Source organism: Gynuella sunshinyii YC6258 (assembly GCF_000940805.1).
GTDB classification, from domain to species: Bacteria; Pseudomonadota; Gammaproteobacteria; order Pseudomonadales; family Natronospirillaceae; genus Gynuella; species Gynuella sunshinyii.
In genome coordinates, this window is sequence record NZ_CP007142.1 from 3,930,773 (window position 1) to 3,953,685 (window position 22,913).

The window sequence follows — 22,913 nt, forward strand, 5'->3', positions numbered from 1 at the left end:
GGCCTGATTCTGTGCCGGCAGCAATAACGCAGCATCGGTTTCGACTCTGCCAGCAGCGATATTCAAGGCCACCGCACGATCATCGATATGCAACTGTTCGGTGACACCCAATCCTGCAAGTGCACTGGCATTATGCAGTTGGATCATCGCCAGCTGCGGCAGCGGGCTGGACAACAGTTCAGCCAATGCCGTCATCGCCGCTTCGGTCTCAATGGCAGCGATACCGCTGTGCCGGAGTCGTTTTTTGTAGCTTTCCGGTACTGCTCTGGCGATGCCGGTGTCCTGCCACCAGCCCCAGTTCACGGTTCTGACCGGGCAATCGAAGTGCTGGTCCAGCCAGCCGGACAAGGCATCCGCAAAGCAACAGCCACTCACATAACTGCCCTTGCCATGGGCTCTGGCAAAGGATTCCAGTGACGAGAAGAACAGCAGGAAATCCGCATTGACCGATCCAAACACCTGCGCCACACGGACGCTGACATCGACCTTGGCGGCCAGACCGGCACGGAATAAGGATTCATCCATCACCGCCAGACTCTGGTCCAACGGCCCGACGACCGACACCACGACGCCGTTGATACGGCCGTAGCGTTCGAGGATCTGATCACAGGCATTCTGCAAGGCCTGGTGATCTGTCGCATCGGCCTGGAAATAGTCCGGTGCCGGACCGGTCTCTGCCAGTCGGGCTATCTGTGCATCGATTCCGGCATCACGCGACCGGCGGCCGATCCAGACGATCCGGGCATTATGCTGACGCTGAAGCCACTGACTCCAGATCGTGCCAATACCACCGGCACCGCCGATCACCACATAAACGCCATCCTGCCGATAGAGCCTTGGTTCCGAAACCGTCTGTTCCACCACTGCCAGGGTACGGCGGTACCACTGGCCATCACGCCAGGCATTGATTTCACTACGATCATCCAGGGATAAAGCATAAATGTCTGCCAGTGACGGCGTGCTGCCTGCGGGCAGATCCACCAGCCGAATGGTCCAGTCCGGCTGTTCCTTGCTCAGGGTGCCGAACAATCCATGCAGACCGGCGTGCAACGGTTGTTCGCACTCCGATGCCAGTATCCGCTGGGTGGCAAAGGTGATCACCGTCCAATCCAGTCTGCGTTGGTCATACCCCAATTGCAGCAGTGCCTTGATGACCCGGAAACAGAACAATACCCCGCTCTGCTGGGCCTCGATGGCGCTGTTGTCAACGCTGTCGAGCCGTTGTTCGGGCGCAAGCCAGATAATATGCTGGACGACACCCGGTTGCTCGCTGAGAGTCTGTACCAGAGTTTCGAGGCTGTCGGTCGGTTGCAGCGATAACACCTGTGCATCGGGGCATTGACGCTGAATCGAACGGGCCTGATCCCCATCAACGCTGATAATCACTGGCGCAGCGGGTACGGCATCGGTCATCGCTGCGGGTACAGGACATTCCTGCCACACAGGCGCCAGCTGATAGAGCTGACTGCCCTGCTGACGATTGGCATCGATGGCCACCGGGCGCATGGCGAATCCTTCAATCAGCACACACAACTGCCCTTCGGCATCAAACAATTCGAAATCAAACCGGGTATCGTCATGAGGCTGGCGAACCCGCACCCACATTTGGGGCTGACAGGCCTTCAGCACTGTTACAGCAGCAATGGCACCCGGCATCATCAGCGCCGGCAGACGCCATTCACCGGCCTTACTGCCAGGAACCGCCAATAGCCCGGCAACGGCCTGAACGGCGGCATCCAACAGACTCGGATGCAGGCAGAAAGAGGCCATGGCCGACAGCGCCGCAGCCGGTAACTGCAAGCGTCCGAGCGCTTCGCGATCTCCAAGCCACAACTGCTCCATGGCCTGCTGGCTGCTGCCGTAGTGCACCTGAACCTGACGGAACAGCTCGTACAGCACCTCAGCCGGAATCTGTCCGCGCGGATAGTCACGGCTGAACTCTGCGTGAATATCCAGTGACGTCTGTTGCTGCATTTGACTGGCGGTTTCGGCAGCCATCAGGCTTACGGTCCCAACGCAGTGATCCCGCTGTTCGGCATCGGCTGTTGCCAGCTCGGCAACGGTGCTGAACACCCGGAACTGAATGGCCTGATCAGCAGTGGCCGTCAAGTCGATGTGCAGGTATCCGGGTTGTTCGTCGGTCACGGCAAACGGTTGCAGCAGAGTCATATCGGTGATCTGCAAAGTCAGCGCGGCGTGAGTGTCAGCCTCACCCAGAGACTGCACAACCGCAGCATGAATCAGTTCCAGATAGGTCACTGCAGAAAATAACCGCCGGCCGTTGACCTGATGATCCCGAAGGAAGGGCTCGTGTCCGTGAAACACGGAGCTGTAGCGTTGCTGCGCCAGGGTGGAGGTATTGCGATGCAGCAATGGATGCAGCTGTGCACCGGTCGCCCCCTGCCCGGCATCGGCGTTGACCCAGAAACGCTGTTGCTCAAACGGATAACCCGGCAGGCTGATGCGCGATGGGCGCTGCCCGTCATAGAGTTTTGACCAGTCAATTTGCAGACCTTTAACCCACATCTGCGCCAGACGCGGCAGCTTTTTGCGTAACAGCCATTTGTCCACCGCTTCCAGCAGCTCTTCATCGGCACTGAAGGTTTCGAGGGTTTCCTGATGGTGCTGACTGCGGCCACGGTAAATGTTGCCGGAACCACTGCGCCCGCCACTGGCGACCTCAGTGAACGGTTCGGCCAGCAGTTGTTGCAACTGTTGTTGCAGTTCCGCCACCGAACCGGTTACCAGCGCCAATCGCTGCTCCATCGGTTCGCGACCGATTTGCAGGGTATAGGCCAGTGAGGCCAACGGGGTCCCGGGATGAGCATCGAGGAAATCCAGCAGTTCAATGCACTGCTGCCGCAGCCGGTCGGTATTTCTGGCTGACAGCAACACCAGCGCCCGATCCAGACTCATCGGAGCGGCTATTGTTGGTGGCTGATATTCTTCCACCACCACATGGGCATTGACACCGCTGAAGCCAAAGGAGCTGACCCCGGCGCGGCGGGGCAACGGTCGGCCCTGCTGATCAACCGGTGGCTGCCACGGTGTAGTTTCGCGCACCAGATATAACGGCGTGCCATCCAGTTCCACCAGCGGATTGACCGTTTCGCAGTGCAACGTCGGCACCAGAGTCTGATGTTGCAGTTGCAGCAGTACTTTGATGACCCCGGCCACGCCAGCGGCCAGTTCCAGATGGCCAATATTGCTTTTGACGGATCCAAGACCACAGCGGGCGGCCTGCTCCGGTGTGGCGGATCTGGCCATGGCTTTCCAGGCGGCCTTGATGCCGTTGATTTCCACCGGGTCTCCGAGGGGTGTCCCGGTACCATGGGTTTCGATGTAACTCAGGTCTTCAGCGTGGATGCCGGCCTTGTTCCAGGCCTGCTGCAATACCGCAGCCTGAGCCTTGGGATTGGGTGCAGTCAGGGAGTTGGCGCGGCCGCCGTGATTGACGGCAGTGCCGCTTAACAGCCCGTAAATATGATCGCCATCGGCTTCGGCAGCACTCAGGGACTTGAGCGCCAGCATGCCGACACCTTCGCCCCGGACATAGCCATTGGCGGCAGCGGAAAAGGTTTTGCAGCGGCCGTCTTCACTGAGCATGCCGGCTTTATTGAAGCTGACGTAAAAATCCGGGCTGGCCAGAGTGTTGACACCCCCGGCAATCGCCAGCCGGCAACTGCCTTCGGTAATGGCCTGAACCGCGTGATGAATCGCTACCAGCGAACTCGAACAGGCGGTTTCCACCGGCTCGCTCGGACCATGCAGGTTCAGGAAATAGCTGATGCGGTTGGGGCCAACAGACGGCACCAGACCGGTTGCGGAGTAGCCTTCGATGGTACTGTTGGCGCGCACCAGCAGTTTGTCGTAGCCGGTGCTGGTGGTCCCGACGAACACCCCGGTATCACTGCCGGACAGGCTTTGGGCAGAATAACCGGCATCTTCAATGACTTTCCAGACGTACATCATCAACAGCCGTTGCTGCGGGTCCATCCATTCGGCTTCACGCGGGGAAATATTGAAAAATCCGGGATCGAACTCATCCATGCCCTCTATAAATCCGCCCCATTTCACGCTGGTTTTGTTGGCATCGCTGTGCGGATCACCGTACCAGGCCTGCCAGTTCCAGCGTTCCGTTGGAATCTCACTGATACAGTCACGACCGTTGCGCAGATTGTCCCAGTATTCGGCCAGATCACGGGCTCCCGGAAAACGGCCACTGATACCGATCACCGCCACCGGTTCATTACTCTGACGGGGCTGGGACACCGGACTGCGACCGGGCAGACGCCACTGCCGCGCCACGTTGCCAGTCTGATTGCGCACACTGGCCACCCGCTCGATGCGCGCGGGTGCGGTAGCTATAGCATGACCGGCCGCCGGGGCAAACTGATCCCGATGTTCAGTCATCAGATAGGCGGCAATGGCAGCAATGGTTGGGTATTCGAAAAACAGCGCCGGATTGAGGTTCAAGCGGTATTCACGATTCAATGCCCCGGCCAGACGGGTCAGGGCAATGGAATCAAGCCCGAAAGCACTCAGTTCCTCTTCGGCATCCACTTCATGCTCAGCAATCTCCAGCAGCTCGCTGACGATAACCCGCAGCTGCTGAATCAACGGTCCGTGATCCATGGGCGGAACTGTTTCGCCAACAAGGGATTCACCCACAATGACTTCGGGCTCAGTCACTCCAAAGCACTGGGCATGCTCTGTTAACAGATAGCCGGCCAGACGGCCCAGCGTGGCATATTCGAAGAACAGCGCCGGATTCAGATTCAGGCGATATTCGCGATTCAGCGCACCTGCCAGACGGGTCAGGGCAATGGAGTCAAAGCCGAAACTGTTGAACTCTTCATCGACATCCAGGTCAGCCGGATCCACTCCCAGCAGCTCAGCGGCCAGATTTCGGAGTTGATGCTGTAGCGCCTGCAACTGTTCCGTATCAACGCTGTTGGATGTAGTCGCTGCGGACGCCGCCGGCGGTGCAAAATCGATCCGGGGAGACAGTAAGGTAGAAGTGATTTGATCAAGCTGGCCTTCGAGTACCAGCAGCTGATCAACGCCGGCCTCCAGGCCCCGGTAGAACGCCACCAGACCGGTCTGTGTGCTCATGGCCACCAGACCGGTCCGTTGTTGCAGCAGCCGTTCGCTGTGTTCATCGAGCTGCATGCCGCCATCACGCCACAACGGCCAATTGATGGACAGAGTATGACCATGGCGTAACTGTTGGCGTTGCAGATCGTTACGGTGACGGGCAAACACATCCATAAAGCCATTGGCAGCGGCGTAGTCAGCCTGACCGGCATTGCCCAAAGCGCTGGTCATGGATGAGAACAGCACGATGAAATCCAGTTCGACATCGCGGCTGGCCTGATCGAGATTGAGCAGACCGGTCACCTTGGGTGCCAGTACCTGCTCTATTTCGGCATCGGTTTTCGAAGCCAGATAACTGTCCTGCAATACCCCGGCGCAATGAATGATGCCGTGCAGGCCACCATAATCATGACAAAGGCGATCGATCAGCGCCTGAACCGCCTGAGCATCGGTGACATCCAGACTGACGTATTCAACCCTGGAACCCTGCTGTTGCAGGGCCTGCAAAGCTGCGCCAGGTGTCGCACTGCGACCGGTCAGGATCAGTCTGGCTCGTGGTGCATGGCGCATAATTTCCTGACTGAACAGTAGACCCAGACCGCCAAGCCCACCCGTCAGCAGATAAACCCCTTCTGGTCGCCAGGGCATCGCTGGCACGTTTGCGACGGCTGGCAAAGTCTGCCAGTCATGCTGCCAGCGCTGCTGATCACGGTAGCGGATATGAGTGCTGGTATGAGACTCTGCACGGTTTTCGTGCAACCGCTGTTGCAGGATAGCGGCCTGAATATCGGCTTCAACGGCAATTAACTGAGTGCGAAGACGACTGTATTCCTGAGCAGCGGTTTTGAGCAGGCCGGCAATCCCGGCAAAGTAACCGGAGTGCTCATCTTCAAAAATCACCACCTGTACCAGTCGTTCAACACTGTTGGTTCTGGCAAGTGTACTGATCAGGGTTTTGACCAGACCCTGATAACGCTGACCGATGTCTCCGCTGTGGCGTTGAATCACCTGCACCTGGGTGTGTGGATCTTTCTGAGCCGTCAATGCCTGGGCCAGTTCAGCCGTTGGATGACACAGTACGATCAGGGTTTCCAGGGCGGCATCGGTTGTAACAGCGGTGACTGGTTTGGGCTGCCACTGCGGTGTCAGCAATAACTGTCCGATCTGTTTCTGTGGTTGTGCCGGCAGCAGTCGGCACCCGCTCAAACGGGCACAGATGCGGCCGTCATTGTCAAACAGGGTAACGGTAAATGGTTGGGTGGGATGAAGATCATCGGCATCCGTTTCCAGCAATGCCCAGGTTTTGGCGGGTAAACTGTGATAGACCTGCAACTCATCCAGCGCATACGGGATATGGGCCTGGCCATTTTGTTCGAACAGCGCCAGAGATGCCTGTAACGCGCCATCGAGCAGCCCCGGATGCAGTTGATAGTCATGCTGCGGATCAACCATCACCGGTAATGTCAGTTCTGCCAGTACCTGTCGCTTACCTTTCCACAAGGCCGAAACCACTCTATGGCTTGGTCCATAGTTCAAGCCCTGACGGGTAAACACGTCGTAGAACTGTTCGGTGTTTTGAGAATGTGGCGATAACTGCGACCGCAATTGCGATAGATCGAACGGTGCCGGAACCATGGTGGTCGCGTGTTCAATCACGGCTTCGCCTTCACAGAACACCCGCGCCTCGGCATCGTCGGAATACACGCCAAAGATCAAACGGTCACTGCCGTCCGTGCCAACCTGTCCGGCTTGCAGGCGGATTTCGAGACCTCCGGCAAACGCCGGTTGCAGCCAGACAACATGTTGCAGAGTCACGGTGGTGGTCTGCTCAGCAGGATCGAGATCCATGGCCTGAATCACCGCCATGCGGATCATTTCCAGATAAGCAGCAGCCGGAAAAACCCCGCGACCATTCAGCTGGTGATCCGCCAGAAAGGGTTCATCGCCACTGAAATGGCTGTTGAAACGCTGTTCGAACACTGTTGAGGTGTTTCGGTGCAGCAATGGATGCAGCCATGCCTGCCCCGCCAGGGTTTGATCAGACTGCGACGCCCCGGCTTTGAACCAGCAGCGCCGGCGGGCAAATGGATAAGTGGAAACCGACAGTCTCTGCGGTTGGCCTTTGTCATCATTGTGATAAAGCTGATACCAGTCGATGGCCAGACCCCGGCACCAGAGTTCGGCCAGTCGGGCGTATTCGCGCTGTTGCAGCCATTGATTCAGAGAGCCGGAAAATTCTGCATCATCATGCAACGATTCCAATGCTTCTCTACTCTCGCGGGCCTGACCGGTGAAAGTTTCAATCGAATGTTCACCACCGCTCAGATAATCACTCAACCCGGTTTTGAGGCTTGCTACGGAATCGACGATCAACGCCAGTCGATGCTCCATGGCATCGCGGCCAACTTGCAGGGTGTAGGCCAGATTGCGCAGATCAACGTGATTCTGTTGCACATACGTCAGCAGGTTTTGGGCATATTCCTGCAACCGTTCCGGCTGTTTGGCCGACAGCAGTATCAGTACCGGTTCAGCAGACTCAGCTTTGGTGATTGTGCACGCGGCTGGCAGATATTCTTCCACCACGACATGGGCGTTAACCCCCCCGAAACCGAACGAGCTGATGCCGGCCCGTCTGGGTTGTAACTGGCCGGCGTTGTTTTGACGTGGAACCCAGGGGGTGTTTTCACGCACCAGGAACAACGGCGTGTCATCCAGTTTTATCAATGGATTCAGGGTGTCACAGTGCAGACTGCGCACCAGGGTGTTGTGCTTCAATTGCAGCAGCACTTTGATCACCCCTGCCACACCAGCCGCCAGTTCCAGATGACCGATGTTGCTTTTGACCGATCCCAGACCACACGGCTGAGTTTCACCACCGGTAGCCAGCTGTCGATATGCCGAAGTGATACCGGTGATTTCAATTGGATCTCCCAGGGCAGTTCCGGTGCCATGGGTTTCGATGTAGCTCAGGGCTTCTGAGGCGATACCCGCTTTTTGCCAGGCTGAGGTCAGTACCGCTGCCTGCGCTTTGGGATTGGGTGCGGTCAGCGAGTTGGCCCGACCGCCGTGATTGACTGCACTGCCGCTGATCAGACCATAAATATGATCACCATCGGCTTCTGCCGCTGCCAGCGGTTTGAGCAGCAGCACCCCGATACCCTCACCACGAACATAGCCATTGGCAGCCTGGGAAAACGGTTTGCAGCGGCCATCTTTACTGAGCATGCCGGCTTTACTGAAGCTGATGAACTGATCCGGACTGACCAGGGTATTCACACCACCGGCAATGGCGAGTTTGCACACGCCCTGTTGCAGTGCCTCAACCGCCCGGTGAATGGCGACCAGTGAGCTGGAACAGGCCGTTTCCACCGGTTCGCTGGGGCCATGAAAATTCAGCAGAAAACTGACCCGGTTCGGTCCTACAGAAGGCACCAGGCCGGTTGAGGAATAGCCTTCGATGCTTTCACCGGAATGACTCAGCAGAGTGCCGTAATCAGAGTTCCCGACACCGGCAAATACCGCAGTATCACTGCCTGCCAGGCTCTGACAGGCATAACCCGCGTCTTCGATGGCATGCCAGACATGCATCATGAGCAGCCGCTGCTGGGGGTCCATCAATTGGGCTTCGTGGGGTGACAGGTTAAAAAACTGGGGATCGAATTCATCCACGCCATTGATAAAACCGCCCCACTTGATATTGGTCTTGTTGCGGTCGGTCAGCGGATCGCCGTAATAGTCCTGCCAACGCCAGCGGTCAGCGGGTATTTCGCTGATACAGTCACAGCCGTTGACGAGATTGTCCCAGTAACCATCAAGATCGTCGGCTCCCGGAAACCGGCCACTGATGCCGATGATGGCAACCGCTGCGGTGGTGGTCTGGTTGATGATCGGACTACGGATGGCATCCAGACGCCGGAACCGAGGGGCTTCAGCGCGGATGGCTGTCGTGTCAGGGTTAGGCTCCACCACGACAGACGCAGCAACAGACGTGGATAGTGAGTTGTGCGGCTGCACAGATACGGCATCGTGATGTTCTGCCAACAGGTGTTCTGCCAGCTGCGCCAGAGTCGGAAACTCGAAAAACACCACCGGACTCAGGCTCAGACCATATTCCTTGTTCAGCTCTCCAGCCAACCGGGTCAGGGAAATGGAATCAAAGCCGAAGGCGTTCAGTTCTTCGTCCACATCCAGATCAATGGGATCGATATGTACCAGTTGGCTGACGATGACTTTCAGGCGACGGATGACCCCATGGGTGCCGTCACTCTGGCCGGTTTCCGGGGCTGATGTCGCCTGAGGTTGTTTCTCAATCCTGGGCTTTGGCAGCCGCTGATCCGCAATCTCGCTGGCGGCGATACCCAGTACGCCCTCACGACGCAGTACGGTTTGTTGTATACGTGCCAGTTCACCTTCCACCACCAGTATCCGGGTGCTCTTGCTCGCCAGTCCGAGATAAAACGCGTTCATCCCGGTTTCGGTTCTCATGGCAGTCATGCCGGTGCGTTGTTGCAGCAACTGCTCGGTTTCCGCTTCGACGCTCATGCCGCCTTCCCGCCATAGCGGCCAGTCAAATGCCAGGGTCAGACCATGCCGCTGACCGAGGTTCCGCAGCGCATTTCGATGATCGACAAAGGCATCCATAAAACCGTTGGCCGCGGCATAGTCAGCCTGACCGACACTGCCCAGGGCACTGGCCAGCGACGAAAACAGCACCAGAAAATCCAGCTCCATCGTCCGGCTGGCTTCGTCCAGATTGAGTAATCCGGTTACTTTGGGGGCCAGTACCTGTTCCACTTCGGCGGTGGTTTTGGCCAGCAGTCGACCATCCTGCAACACGCCGGCACAGTGCAGGATGCCATGCAGGCCGCCGTAACTCTGGCGCAGGTGCAGCATTAATGCCTGAACCGCCGCGCGGTCCGTCACATCCAGCTGGACATATTCGACCTGACCGCCATATTTGCGTAAGGCGTTGACCTGAGCCGGATCAATGGCCGAGCGTCCGGTCAGAATCACTCTGGCCCCCGGTGACTGGGTCAGAATTTCGCAGGCAAACATTCTTCCCAACCCACCTGCGCCACCGGTAATCAGATAGACACCTTTATGACGCCAGGGTTTGGCGGACAATTCGATCTCTTCCGACAGTGGCTTCCAGGTATGAACCTGCCGTTGCCGGTTCTGGTAGCGAATGCGGTCTGAGCCGGGCTGATGAAGATTGGCGGACAGCATCGCGTACAGTTGTGCAGCATCATCGACAGCGGCGATTTCCAGCATTTGAGTGGTCAGTCGGCTGTATTCCTGCTCCGCGGTCTTGAGCAGGCCGGATAAACCGGTCAGCAGGTGCGCGTGATCGACTTCGTCAGTGCTGAACACCACCAGTTGCAGGAAGATCGTGTCAGATCCGTTACTTTTCAGGGTTTGCTGCAGAATCTGCAACAGCCCGTTGACCATTTCCCGATAGCGGTCATCGGTGTCGGTGAGTTCAACCGGCACGTTCAGAGACATGACAGTCTGTCCCTGTGGCAGGTGTGCTGTCAGTGCGGTTTCCAGCTCCGGTGCTGAGCCGCACAACACAATGATCGAGTGGTCTGTCGCCGGCATCGCCACGGTCGGTGACTGCTCCTGCCAGTGGGATGCGAGCACCAGATGTTCGACAGATGACTGCTGCGGACGATCCAGTACTCTGGAGGTATAACCACGAATTTCGGCACAGACCCGGCCCGATGGATCACACAGATCAATATCCAGACGCTGGAGCGTATTATTTTGATGATTGCCGGTGCGCTTCATCTGCCGCACCCAGGCATACATTTCCGGCTGATGACAGGCCCCATGGACAGTAATGCTGTCGATACTGAACGGCAGTGCCGGTTTCAGGTGCTCCTCATCCAGACTGCCATCGTCATTGAGATTCATGGCAATGGAGCCCTGAAGCGCGCAGTCCAATATGCTGGGATGCAGGACAAACTGCCTGGCATCAGCACTGATGCTCTCAGGCAGCTTGAGGCTGACCAACGACTGATCCTGACCGGCGTGAATCCCGGTGATGCCCTGATGTGCCGGACCATAGTTGAGACCGGAACGGGTAAACGCCTCATAACATTGCTCAGGGGTATAGATGGCGCGGTTACACTGATCCCGCAAGACTGCCAGATTGAGTGTCTCCGAGGCCGCTTTACCGGGATCGCTGAGGTACTCAGCCTTACCCTGGGCGTGCAGAACCTCGCTCTCACCGGCACCACTGATGACGACGAAATCAATCGACTCCGCTGTCTGAGGATGCAGCTCTACGGTGACCTGCTGCGGTGGGTCCGTCACCACAATCGGACTGACCCAGACCACATTGATCAAGCGGACACAGCCGGGATCATCGGTTTCAAGGGCCTGACACAGCGCTTCTCTGACCATTTCCAGATAGGCCACACCGGGAAGAACCGGTTGTCCATGCACCCGGTGGTCATCCAGGAAAAACTCATGACCATCAAAGGTCGAGGTAAATCTCTGCGCCTGAAACGTGGAGACATTGTGGTGCAACAAGGGATGGTGGATCGCAAAGGCAGTTTGTGATTGCCGAACACCTTCCACCAGTTCAGTAAACCAGTAGGTCTGTCTGGCAAACGGATAAGTTGGCAGGCTCATGCGCCGTGGATGAACATTGCCATACAGCCTGGCCCAGTCGAGGTCGACGCCATGGACCCAGCTTTCCAGCAGACGGGAATAATTTTTGTCGGCAAACCAGTTGTTCAGTCGGGTTTCCGGCTCTTCATCGGCCGACAAATCCAACAGCTGGTATGGATCAAAATACTTGGAGCGAGTGGTACTGATCAACAGCTCACCATCGGTCACCGTACCATCCAGAAAAGCCTGCAATCGTTGCACGGCTTCCGCCATGGTACTGACCTCAGTGGCCAGCCTGGCAGTCATGGCTTCGCGCCCGGTCTGCAAGGTGTACACCATGGATGCCAGATTCTGATCGGTCAGTTCCCGCTCTTTGATAGTATCGATGAGTTGCCCGGCCTGCTGTTTGAGGCGTTCTTCTGTGACCGCCGACAGCACAAGCAGGTACGGTCCGCTGAATGATGGCTGAGCATCCGTGGCAACATATTCTTCGAGAATGGCATGGGCATTGGCACCGCCGGCACCAAAGGATGAAACGCCGGCCCGCCTCGGATACTCCACCGGTTGACCATCGATCACGAGCTGCGGCCGTGGCCATTCGGCCAGACCTTGTTGCAGCACAAAAGGCGTCTTGTCAAAACGGATATTCGGGTTGGTTTGTTCGGCATGCAGACTGGGCACCAGCTGGCCATGCTGCATTTGCAGAATGATTTTGGTCATCCCGGAAATACCGGCTGCCGCCTCAAGATGACCAATATTGGACTTTACCGACCCCAGAGCACAAAACTGCAGATCCCGGGTATGGCGCGAAAATGCCTGCGCCAACCCGCGAATTTCAATGGGATCTCCCAGTGCCGTACCGGTACCATGGGCCTCCAGATAACTGATACTGCGAGCATCGATACCGGCCCGCTCAAGGGTTTCAGCGATCAGTTCGGCCTGGGCCCCCGGACTGGGCACGGTATAACCATTGGTACGACCACCATGATTGATCCCGGTTGCCAGCACCGTGGCATAAATATGGTCGCCATCCGCTTCTGCACAGGACAAGGGCTTCAGCAATACCGCCCCCACCCCTTCACCTGGGACAAAACCGTCACCACCGGCACCAAAGCTTCTGCATTCACCCTGGGCAGACAACATGCCCATGGCACAGAGATCGACATAGGATGACGGATGCAGGTACAGGTTAACCCCACCGGCGATAGCCATCTCACATTCACCGCGTCGCAGATGCAGACAAGCCTCGTGCAAAGCCGTCAGCGACGACGAACACATGGTGTCAATCGGCATGCTGGGACCGTGCAGATCCAGCAGATACGACACCCGGTTGGCGATCGAACTGAACCAGGTCCGTGGCAGCATGGTTTCGCCAAGACGCCATAATTCCGGTCCGTACAGACCAAAACCACTTTTGGTCACGCCGGCAAATACGCCGACTTTTTGAGCATGCAGGCGCTTGATGGACTGTCGGGTGTAGCCGGCATCTTCAATCACCGCCCAACAGGTTTCGATAAACAGGCGTTCCTGCGGATCCATGCACAGTGCATCTTTGGGACTGATATTGAAAAACAGCGGATCAAAATCGGCAAAACTGTCAATCATGCCGGCCCATTTGCTGTAGCTTTTCCCCTCCACCATCGCTTTGTCCCGATCAGCCTGATAAAAGTCGTTCAACGACCAGCGCTGGGCTGGAATTTCACCGATACAGTTGGTGCCGGATACCAGATTGCGCCAGAACTGCTGGAGATTTTCAGATTGGGGATAGCGACCACTGAGGCCGATGATGGCAATCGGCTCCGCAAGATCCTGTGCTGGTGCGAGTACCGGCTGAACGTGATCCTCAACAGCAGACGTTAAGGGATCTTTAATGTCCGCTGGACACTCACCGGCCGTCCATTCAATGCACTGATCGGCATACTCGGAGACGAAAAAACCGGCCAGTTCTGCCAGGGTGAAATATTCAAAAAACAGCGTTTTGGGGATATCGCCAAAAATGTTACCCAGTTGCAGGTTCAAGGCGGAGATCAGAATGGAATCAATGCCATAATTTTCCAGTGACACATCACCACGTATGGAAGCCGTTGGCATTCTGGCAGCATCAGCATATAACTGGATGAGTTTTTTCAGTGTCTGCTGTTGCAGGTTTCCGGCAACCGGTTGGACACCGGATACCGACGACAGGGATTCGGCATATTGCGGCAACGTTGTCTGTTTCAGCACCGCCTGCCGTATTTGAACCGCATCTCCCTCGAACGCCAACACCTGTTGTGCTTCGACAGCCAGGGACCGATAAAAAACATCAAATCCGACACTCGCCCGCATCGGCACCATGCCAAGCTGCTGCCGCATCTGCTGCCGGGTCTCATCGTTGACCTGCATGCCTTCGGATTGCCACAACGGCCAATTGATCGCCAGGGTATGACCACTGCGCTGGCCAGCGGCCAACAAGCGGTTGCGGTAACCCGCAAAGACATCCATAAAACCATTGGCAGCGGCGTAGTCCACCTGCCCGGTATTGCCAATAGCGCTGGTCATGGAGGAAAACAGCAGGAAGAAGTCCAACGGTTGATGACGGGTGGCTTCATCCAGGTACACAAGTCCATCGACCTTAGGCTTGAGTACCGAGGTAAATTCTTCTGGAGTTTTGCGGATAATAAAATTGTCGTGAATGACGCCGGCGCAATGCAATATGCCATTAATGCCTCCCCAGCGCTTAGAGACGGTCTCCGCCAGTTGCTGCCAGCCTTCGGCGTCACCGCTATCAAGTTGAAAGTACACCAGCTCAATGCCGTCCTTGCGTAGCGTTTCGAGTATCGAATTCACACGCTGTTGATCGGAACGGCCGGTCAGAATAACAGTGCCCTGTGTTAACGAGGTGCAGATTTCTCCGGCAAAAAGGCGCCCAAGACCACCACATCCACCGGTGATCAGATATACACCGTTTTCCTTCCACACCGGAGTGGCAGGTTCGCTGGAGAAATGGGTTTCCTGCCAGACCCGGCTCTGCCGCTCACCCCGAACATAACGAACATGGTCAGCACCCGATTGCCAGCGATTATCGAGCACATAGCCGCACACTGCTGATGCTTCTGTATCTCGGGACACTTCGACCAGTTGTGCGGACAATTTCCGGTTTTCTGCCCGGGCTGTACGAAACATACTCATCAGCCCGGACATCAGACATGCACGACTTAGGGTATGCGAGTCATCCGCATCGGTGTCAGATGAAGACATGGATGACACCAACAGCTGTACAAACAGTGGCGAGTTTTCTGATGACTGCAACCATTTGCGCAGGTACGCCAGAATTTCAAGCGCCGCCTTCTGATAGTGACCATGCAACTCACGGTCGGGAATCTGTAGCATGATCACTTCGGCATCCGGAATGTCACGCTGGACAACTTCCAGCCATTGCTCAGCAGGTTCGCACAACACCAAAACATGACGCCCCTGCGCCGGTCCGTTAGCTCTGGAACTGATACGATCGGCGTACCACTCCGGCTGAAAAATAACTGTGTCGCTCACGTCCTGAAGCTGTGTGACCCGGTGGTTTTGTTGATCTTTCCTAAGAGCGGAAATCGATCCGCTGGAGACATTCTGTTCTGGCAACCAGAATCGTTTTTTCTGAAATGGATACACTGGCAGGCGAACCGTGGCATAACCACTGGCCGGCACCAGTTTGCTCCAATCCGGATCAGCACCATTAACATACAGGTCCGCCAGTTGAGATAATTTTTCCAGCCAGATCGATGCATCCTGGGAACGATCCGCGTGTAACTCAGCACATAACGTCTGACAGATCTGTGTATTTGAAGAATCGGAACGGGCCGACAACTGTGGCTGACCATCTTCGACCGGAGTTGTAAAGCAGTTCTCTGCAGAACCCTGATTGATCAGACTGGCCAGTTTACCTTTGGCATCGTCAGTATCCGTTACCAACAACGCCATGCGATATTCAAGATGATCCCGTCCGGCCATAAGTGTGGCACTGATATCCCGGATATCATCGTGGCCCTCCTGCGCGACCAGCCAATGGTAAAAACTGCTGACCATCTCCGTCAGAACGGATTCCGCTTTGGCTGAAAAACATAACAGGTAGTATGGCGGTGGCGGCTCTGATGTAACGGAATTACCAACAGAAGTTGGGGCCTGCTCGATAATGACATGAGCATTAGTGCCGCCAAAACCAAAGGAACTCACACCCGCACGTAGAGGTAGTGTCTGCCCGTCAGCGTCCGTCATGGATTTCCAGTCATACAGCTGATCAGCCATATAAAACGGAGTATCCTGCAGGGAAATTCTCGAGTTCAGACTTTTGAAATTGACCAGCGCCGGTATCTTTTGATACTTCGTGGCTAACAGGGCTTTTATGACACCTGCTATACCGGCAGCAGATTCGAGATGACCTATATTGGTTTTGGCGGAACTGATCGCACAGTACTGATTCTTAATTGCCCTGTCAGCGGACACCTCTGCATCATTGAAAGCCCGCACCAATCCTTTGAACTCCATAGGATCCCCTTTCGGGGTACCGGTACCATGAGCCTCAACATAACCAATGGTGTTGGCCGCAACACCGGCCTGTTTCAACGCATCGATAATCACTTCTGACTGAGCATTGAAATTCGGAAAAGTCAGAGTTCGCATATGGCCGCCATGATTGACAGCAGATCCCTTGATGACGCCATGTATGGTATTGCCATCGTTGATGGCATCCGCTAAAGGTTTCAGCAGGACCAAGCCGGCACCTTCACCGCGCACATAACCATCGGCAGCTTCATCGAAACTCTTGCAACTGCCGGTCGGTGATAACATACCCGTTTTTGAAAACGAGATATGCCGTGTTGGCGTCAGCAGCAGACTGATACCACCCGCCAGCGCACATTCACTCTCACCAAGGCGAATGGATTGCACAGCCATATGCACAGCCTGCAACGAACTCGAACAGGCAGTATCGACCGGGGCGCTCGGTCCTTTAAAATTAAAATAGTGAGAAATACGATTTGGAATGATGGCCGAGGCCGTGCCAGTGGAATGATAGGCATCGACCGCAGTTAAATGACGCTCCTGCAACTCTTTATAATCAAAATTAAAAACACCTAGAAAAACGCCTACTTTCCTACCGGAAAGTTTTGAGGGTGCAATGCCAGCATCTTCCATACATTGCCAGGACAGTTCCAGCATGATGCGCTGCTGTGGATCCATGGACTCCACTTCCCGCACCGACAAGCCAAAGAAACCAATATCAAACTTATCGCAGTCATCAATGAAGCCACCCCACTTGCTGTTACACTTATGCTCCTCGGTTAGCGGATCACCCCAAAACACTTTCCAATCCCAACGCTCGGAAGGAATTTCCTGAATGCTTTGGCGACCTGCAACCAGATTTTCCCAGAATTCATGGTAATTTCCCGCACCGGGTAAACGACAGGAAATACCAATAACAGCAATGTCCTTCTCCAACCTGTCACTCTGGTCGGATTGAATTTGAGACTCACCGTCATGGGAATTTGAAGAACACAAGCCTTTACTCATTCTAAGCGTACTCCTCTGATGACTGTTTAATGCGTCATATTTGTGCATTTAAATGTAACGGACAACCAGAACGATACATCTACAAACTTACTTTTGGGCGGCGACATATGAACTACAATTTTCTTCACATTCATAAAAACCACCTTCACAAAAACAGGCGATGAAAATCTACTTTTATCAGCTAAATTTAATTGGTTAATGGCAGGCGAGGCAGTTTGAAGCCAGCAAAAAATCATCAACAACCCTGACAAACAACTAGAAAAGTTATGTTTAAACTTCTTTTTAAAATTAGATTTTTAAACAAGACAAAAAACTTCACGACAGTAGTGAACCTATAAATATTCTAATTAACATCAATTTTCCGCATATCAAAGTCTAAAAAGATGTTGATGCATTTTCCCCTTGTTTTCAATGCTTATAAAACTCCAATAAACATACTCATATCTGATCATATGTATTCAATAGAATTTTTATTTTAAAAAAAATTCATACAGCAATATCGATACCTTATTAACGTTAAATCAATGCACCAAAATAGAATTGCCTGAAGAAATGACAAATGAATGACAATTTGGGACAACTTGCTATTCAGCCACTATGAACACATAACATTTTAAGATAATTATGCTAACGGAGGATTGACATAAAAATGAATGATGTTACTAACAGCAGCCAACATTCCATGATGCAAATACACATAAAAAATGCATATTTTTTAGGAGCAAATAAAGGCAAAAAGATCACCACAAATTTTAGCAGGAGTGGATTTAGACTAAAGCCGATGGAATGAATCCCTAAAACAATTGCTTACTTAAGGGATCGCTTAATATCGAGAATACCTATTGGTACTGATTTGTACCTGCACTACCAAAAAGTAATGTAGCTTCTGAAAAAAATGATAGTTTTGATGCAGACTATTAACCCGGCATAAATATTTGCCAGGTTAATAAAAAAACACAGAAAGAATTTTTACGCATCAGAACAGTAAAAAACAGATACCAACAGACAGGTATCAAAGGAGCAGTCTACAAGAGAATATTAGTAAAGATTCAACAAGACCTAATCGATACCCTCTACGACCATTTCATATCTTTCCGGCAACTTGATACCAAATTTACCTTGAAAGATTTTAACGATCTCTTCAGCATCGCGATTCAGATCCTCTTCGAATACGGTGTCTTCACCCTGATTAAGAATAATTACATCCACCTGTTTGATCTCACAAATAGATAGAACCATATCAGCACCAATACGAAGCAGACGATCCTTATGTGTCACTACAAGACGGGAAACCTTATCATCCATAATGTCAGCGAGGATTTTTTTCAGACCTTCATTTTTAAAGTTCAGACCAGAACCAACCTCAGAAAACATTTCATAAACCCATCCCCGCTGCGCGCAGTACAACTCCAGTACGCGTTTTTGCCAGTCCAGCCCACGCTTACAGTCACCATGGGATATCCGGGCATAAGCGATAGTACGGCGACTGTCATTCTGGGGTGGAAACATCTGGGATTTAAGTCGATCAAGGTCATAGCGTCGATGCCCTGACATCGTACGCTCAGGAATTAACTTACCTTCAACCTCCCAGCGTCGTAAGGTTGTGACAGAAACGCCAAGAAGTGCAGCAGCTTCACCAATAGCCAATAATTTCCGCATAATACCCGGCTCCGGAATAAAACAAAAACGAGCTGAAAACTAAAAAAAGAAAACTCTCATACTAATTAGTGCTCGATTTTTAACCATACCGAGGTCATATTGATTAGTTAGAGAATCATGAGTTTCCTGCATTCCTTCGCGCTTGAATAAATCAACAAAATATCAACAACCCACATCATCTCAATCGTACTTTTTGACGACTCAAAAATTTCATCACCCATAAACCTGTTAAAAAACAGAGTGGAAAACCTTTGCTTTTGTCCATAGATGATGAAAACTTCGGATAAAAACACACAACTCAGATGACAACCAAAAAAAACAATAAAATTTCAATCATCCTAAAGTACGAGGCAAAAAACAGACATAATGAGAGTCAAAATCAATTATTACAAAATTGTCACATTGGCTCATTTACGTCCACTCTGAATTTTTACAGCCACCCTTATTTAATAATGACAATCAGTCCCCACTCTGTAGCTTCAGAACTGTTCATCCTCTGGCTTTTAGTTCCAAGGCACGCAAGAATATTTTTCAGAATGATTAAAGTATTTAAAAAATATTTGATTGATCGCACCAGATAGAGTCATATTGGCTTTATAAATCGATCTGAATAGTGATACCAATGCTTTATATAGACGAAAATTAGCCGTACTTATAAACATTCAATTATTTAGCCATTACTCATAAATACCATAGGAACTAACTACCTCATGTTGCTGGAAATTATTGATCTCTACGATGATAGGGATAGTGACTACAGAATTGGCCTAAAGTTTACTTCTGACCCTGAAATCATTGAGTTTGAATCTGATTACCTGTCCTCCCCTTTCACTCAAAATTTCAATCAGACACTCAAATGGTATTTTCGTGATTATCTGACTGATACTCCCTGGAAAACCGGAGACAAGGATGTGGTCGGAAAACTAATTGCTCTGGGACAGGAAATGGGAGACAAACTGCTGGGTGAGGATCACGAACTCATGAAAGTGATTTCCATACTCGAAGCCAATGGTATAGGTAATCTTTCCGTTCAAATCAAGTCAAATCGCCTGGAGTTTTTTAGAGAACAGTGGGAAGCATTGATATTACCGGAATCACCCTATATTTTATCGACAGCCTGTCGGGCATTTGAACGTCACTATACGGCAACGGAGGAAAGACCTGACACTGAAAAACGCTACGAACTGAACAAAGACAACCCCCTGCACATTATTCATCTTGTCCCCCATCACGATCAGAAAAACAACACGGAGTCAGTTCACTCTACCCTGACTGCGGACTACGTTACCGAGTTACAGGAGTATGATGGTGCCGTTCATTACCGGCCTATCCCTGTGACAAACTGGCAGGAAGTCTTTCAACAATTGCGGGAAAGCCCTGTCCATATCGTTCACTACGGCGGCGCTATCACTTTGGATGCCGATAAGCAACCTTGTTTTATCTGTGGCACAGAAGCTATGTCAATCAAGGATTTCGCCAAAGAAATCAAGAACAGCGACGCTCCAATTTTAGTCGTAGAGCCAGGTTTCGTAGATGGTACAACCAACATTACGACAGAAACCATTTTGGCAAGCATAGCAACCGAAGCCCTCACCGAAGGCTTTTCCGGAGTCGTTGGATTGAGCCAGCCAACAGATCCCTGGACAACTAAGAGCTGTTTCACCGGGATCTATCACGAACTGTGCAAAGGTCTTTCGTTTTCTCAAGCAATGGTGGAAGCCAGGAAAAACCTGCAAAGACAGACAGAGTCGGACTTGTTTTATCCTTCTCCTGCTCCCTTTCACTGCTGGTCATTATTGCGCCATTACTCACGAGGTGATCAGTTGTTCTTTTTCTCGGAGCCACAGCAGCGTACAAATCTGCAGGAAACACAGCGATACACTTCAATCAGACAACGCATGTTTGGTTTTGCGGCGGAACTCCTGCCACCGGAAGGCCACAGAACCAGTGATGGTATTCTGACCACCGTGCTGGAGAAAAGCAGAGAACCTCAACCGATTATCATTACAGGCGAGGAAGGCTGCGGAAAGACTCATCTATTACATCACCTGGCTTATTTTATAACTGACAATGCAGTGCTCCATCATGCTTTCTTTTTTGATATTCAGGAGCACAATTATTCAGAAAGCGACATATTGGGCATGATTGCGAATGTCGTTTCAAAAACAGTCGCAGCCGATCAGACAGACAATCACGATCAAACAGAACCTGCAAACACTCATTCAACCTGGGATAAGCTTACGAAAACCCGCACCCTGTTTGTGTTTGACAATCTGACTGACTGGAAAGGCAACGACGATGAGTTTGCTCGTTTAAGTGATTTTCTGAACCGACTGGTCGATCATGGGCAGATCGTTCTGCTAAGTGGCCAACAGGCTCCCTCAACCATTCTGAACCCAATGGTATTTCAGATACCTGAACTCACCATGCCGGAAGTAAAGCAAATTGCCAGACAACGACTGACAGTCTTTAAAGTCACGGATGCCGAAAAAAACGCCGACTACGAAAATCTGTTAGACGTACTAAAGGGTAATCCACTACTGATTCACAATCTTGCTCCCGCGCTTACGAACCATAACAGTCTGGAATTATTAAACAGCCTGACAGAGCACTTTCAGCAGCATGCACATGTTTCCCCTGTCACGGCTGCCTGGCAGTGGCAATGGTCACAACTTGACGAACTCTCTCAGCGCTGGCTGGAGGCTTTGTCCGATACGCCGGGAATATTATTGGAAATGCTGTCGATGGTCTGCGATGGTAATGAACGCCCTGAAACAGCCTCAGAGCTGTTCAGAGTATTCGGCCATGAAGATTCAAAGTTGTCCGACTGCATACATGCTATGGAAGTATATGGATTCGTTATTCCCCACTCCCATGGCAGAATGATTAATCCAAGGGCGCTCGATTTCGTCAAAGAACAGCAACAACAGGATGAACTGTTCAACGCCCATGGGGAACACATAAAAATCCTGTTCAGTGAACTGACCTGTATGGCTCTGTCACAATTAGTCATGCATACCGGCAAAAACCCCAATCCGGCCATTTCGCAGTATCTGTTGGCTAACCGGGGAATCTGGGCCCGACACCTGGAGCACTTGTGGCTGAGTGAAAAATACCGCCCTTTCCTTGAGACACTGAACCAATTAAGTGTTTTGCTGCAACAGAACCAACTGACACCTGAACTGGCAGCCTGGAGCAGCGAGGTATTGTCCCGCACACCTTTACCAACGGTAGTGCTCACCGATGAAACGGCCAGAATGGTAGCCTGGTTACGACTTGCCAGTGCAGCCTTGTCCGCTCATGAAGCAAAAGACAACCAACGCCTTCAGGATACCGCAAAAATCTGGCACCAATGGCTCGATCAACACCCGATGAATATTCAGGAAGGTCAGCAACCAGATCCTTTGGCGTATAACGCCTTGGGTTTTCTCGAAGAGTATTATCAAGTGGTACAGGACTGGTCATCGTTACACCAAATTGCCTTGCGGGCCGAACAGGAATACAGCGCATTTAAAATGTGGCCGGTATTAACCCGTATATGGTTTGTCCTGTCAGATTGTGCACTCAGACAGGATGATCACGAACAGGCTGTCAGTTACGAACAAAAAATCCTGCATGACCTGTCGCAGGATCAATTACCCCCCAACTACCAGACCCAGCTCAATATGCGTGTGCTCAGCAGACGAACCGAACGCGCTGACATCGAACTGGCGCAAGAACTATTAAATCACATGAAAAATGCCGAAGATGGTGACCGGCTGGCAGCCGTTCTGGATATGATGCAGGCAGATATCTTTTTTCAGGACGGACAATATCAGGCGGCTGCCCGGTGTTATCAGACATTGGTATCCAAGGGAGAACTGAACAATGCCGAGCAACAACAATATATTCATATGAAACTGGAGAAATGCAAAGAACAGCTTGGCGAGTCCGAGTTCCAGTTTATTGTTGATGATATCGAGCAACAGAGCCAGCAGGCTACCGTACATTGACCTGCTATTAAC

General features: G+C 52.5%; 3 protein-coding genes (1 of these 3 cut by a window edge). 1 reads left to right on the forward strand and 2 read right to left on the reverse strand.

Features of this window, described 5'->3' with window-relative positions; all coding sequences use genetic code 11:
• Positions 1-17,250 carry the 5' end (the start) of an SDR family NAD(P)-dependent oxidoreductase gene (locus YC6258_RS29905; RefSeq protein WP_044617922.1) on the reverse strand. The gene continues 24,330 nt to the left of window position 1, outside the view, so 17,250 of the gene's 41,580 nt are visible here — the first part of the coding sequence; it begins with the start codon at positions 17,248-17,250; its stop codon lies off the left edge, out of view.
• 1,059 nt (positions 17,251-18,309) lie between these two features.
• Entirely contained in the window at positions 18,310-18,909 is a 600-nt protein-coding gene (locus tag YC6258_RS16420; RefSeq protein ID WP_044617923.1) for an IS607 family transposase, read from the reverse strand.
• A 710-nt stretch (positions 18,910-19,619) separates the two neighbouring features.
• On the opposite strand from YC6258_RS16420, the gene YC6258_RS16425 reads away from it, so the two are divergent.
• The gene (locus YC6258_RS16425; protein ID WP_044617924.1) at positions 19,620-22,901 is read left to right on the forward strand and encodes an NACHT domain-containing protein; all 3,282 of its coding nucleotides are present in this window, start codon (positions 19,620-19,622) and stop codon (positions 22,899-22,901) included.
• Positions 22,902-22,913 lie beyond the last annotated feature (12 nt).

Coding starts and splice junctions, on each gene's coding strand:
- YC6258_RS16425 (WP_044617924.1), top strand. CDS start 19,620: ATGTTGCTGGAAATTATTGATCTCTACGATGATAGGGATAGTGACTAC.
- YC6258_RS16420 (WP_044617923.1), bottom strand. CDS start 18,909: ATGCGGAAATTATTGGCTATTGGTGAAGCTGCTGCACTTCTTGGCGTT.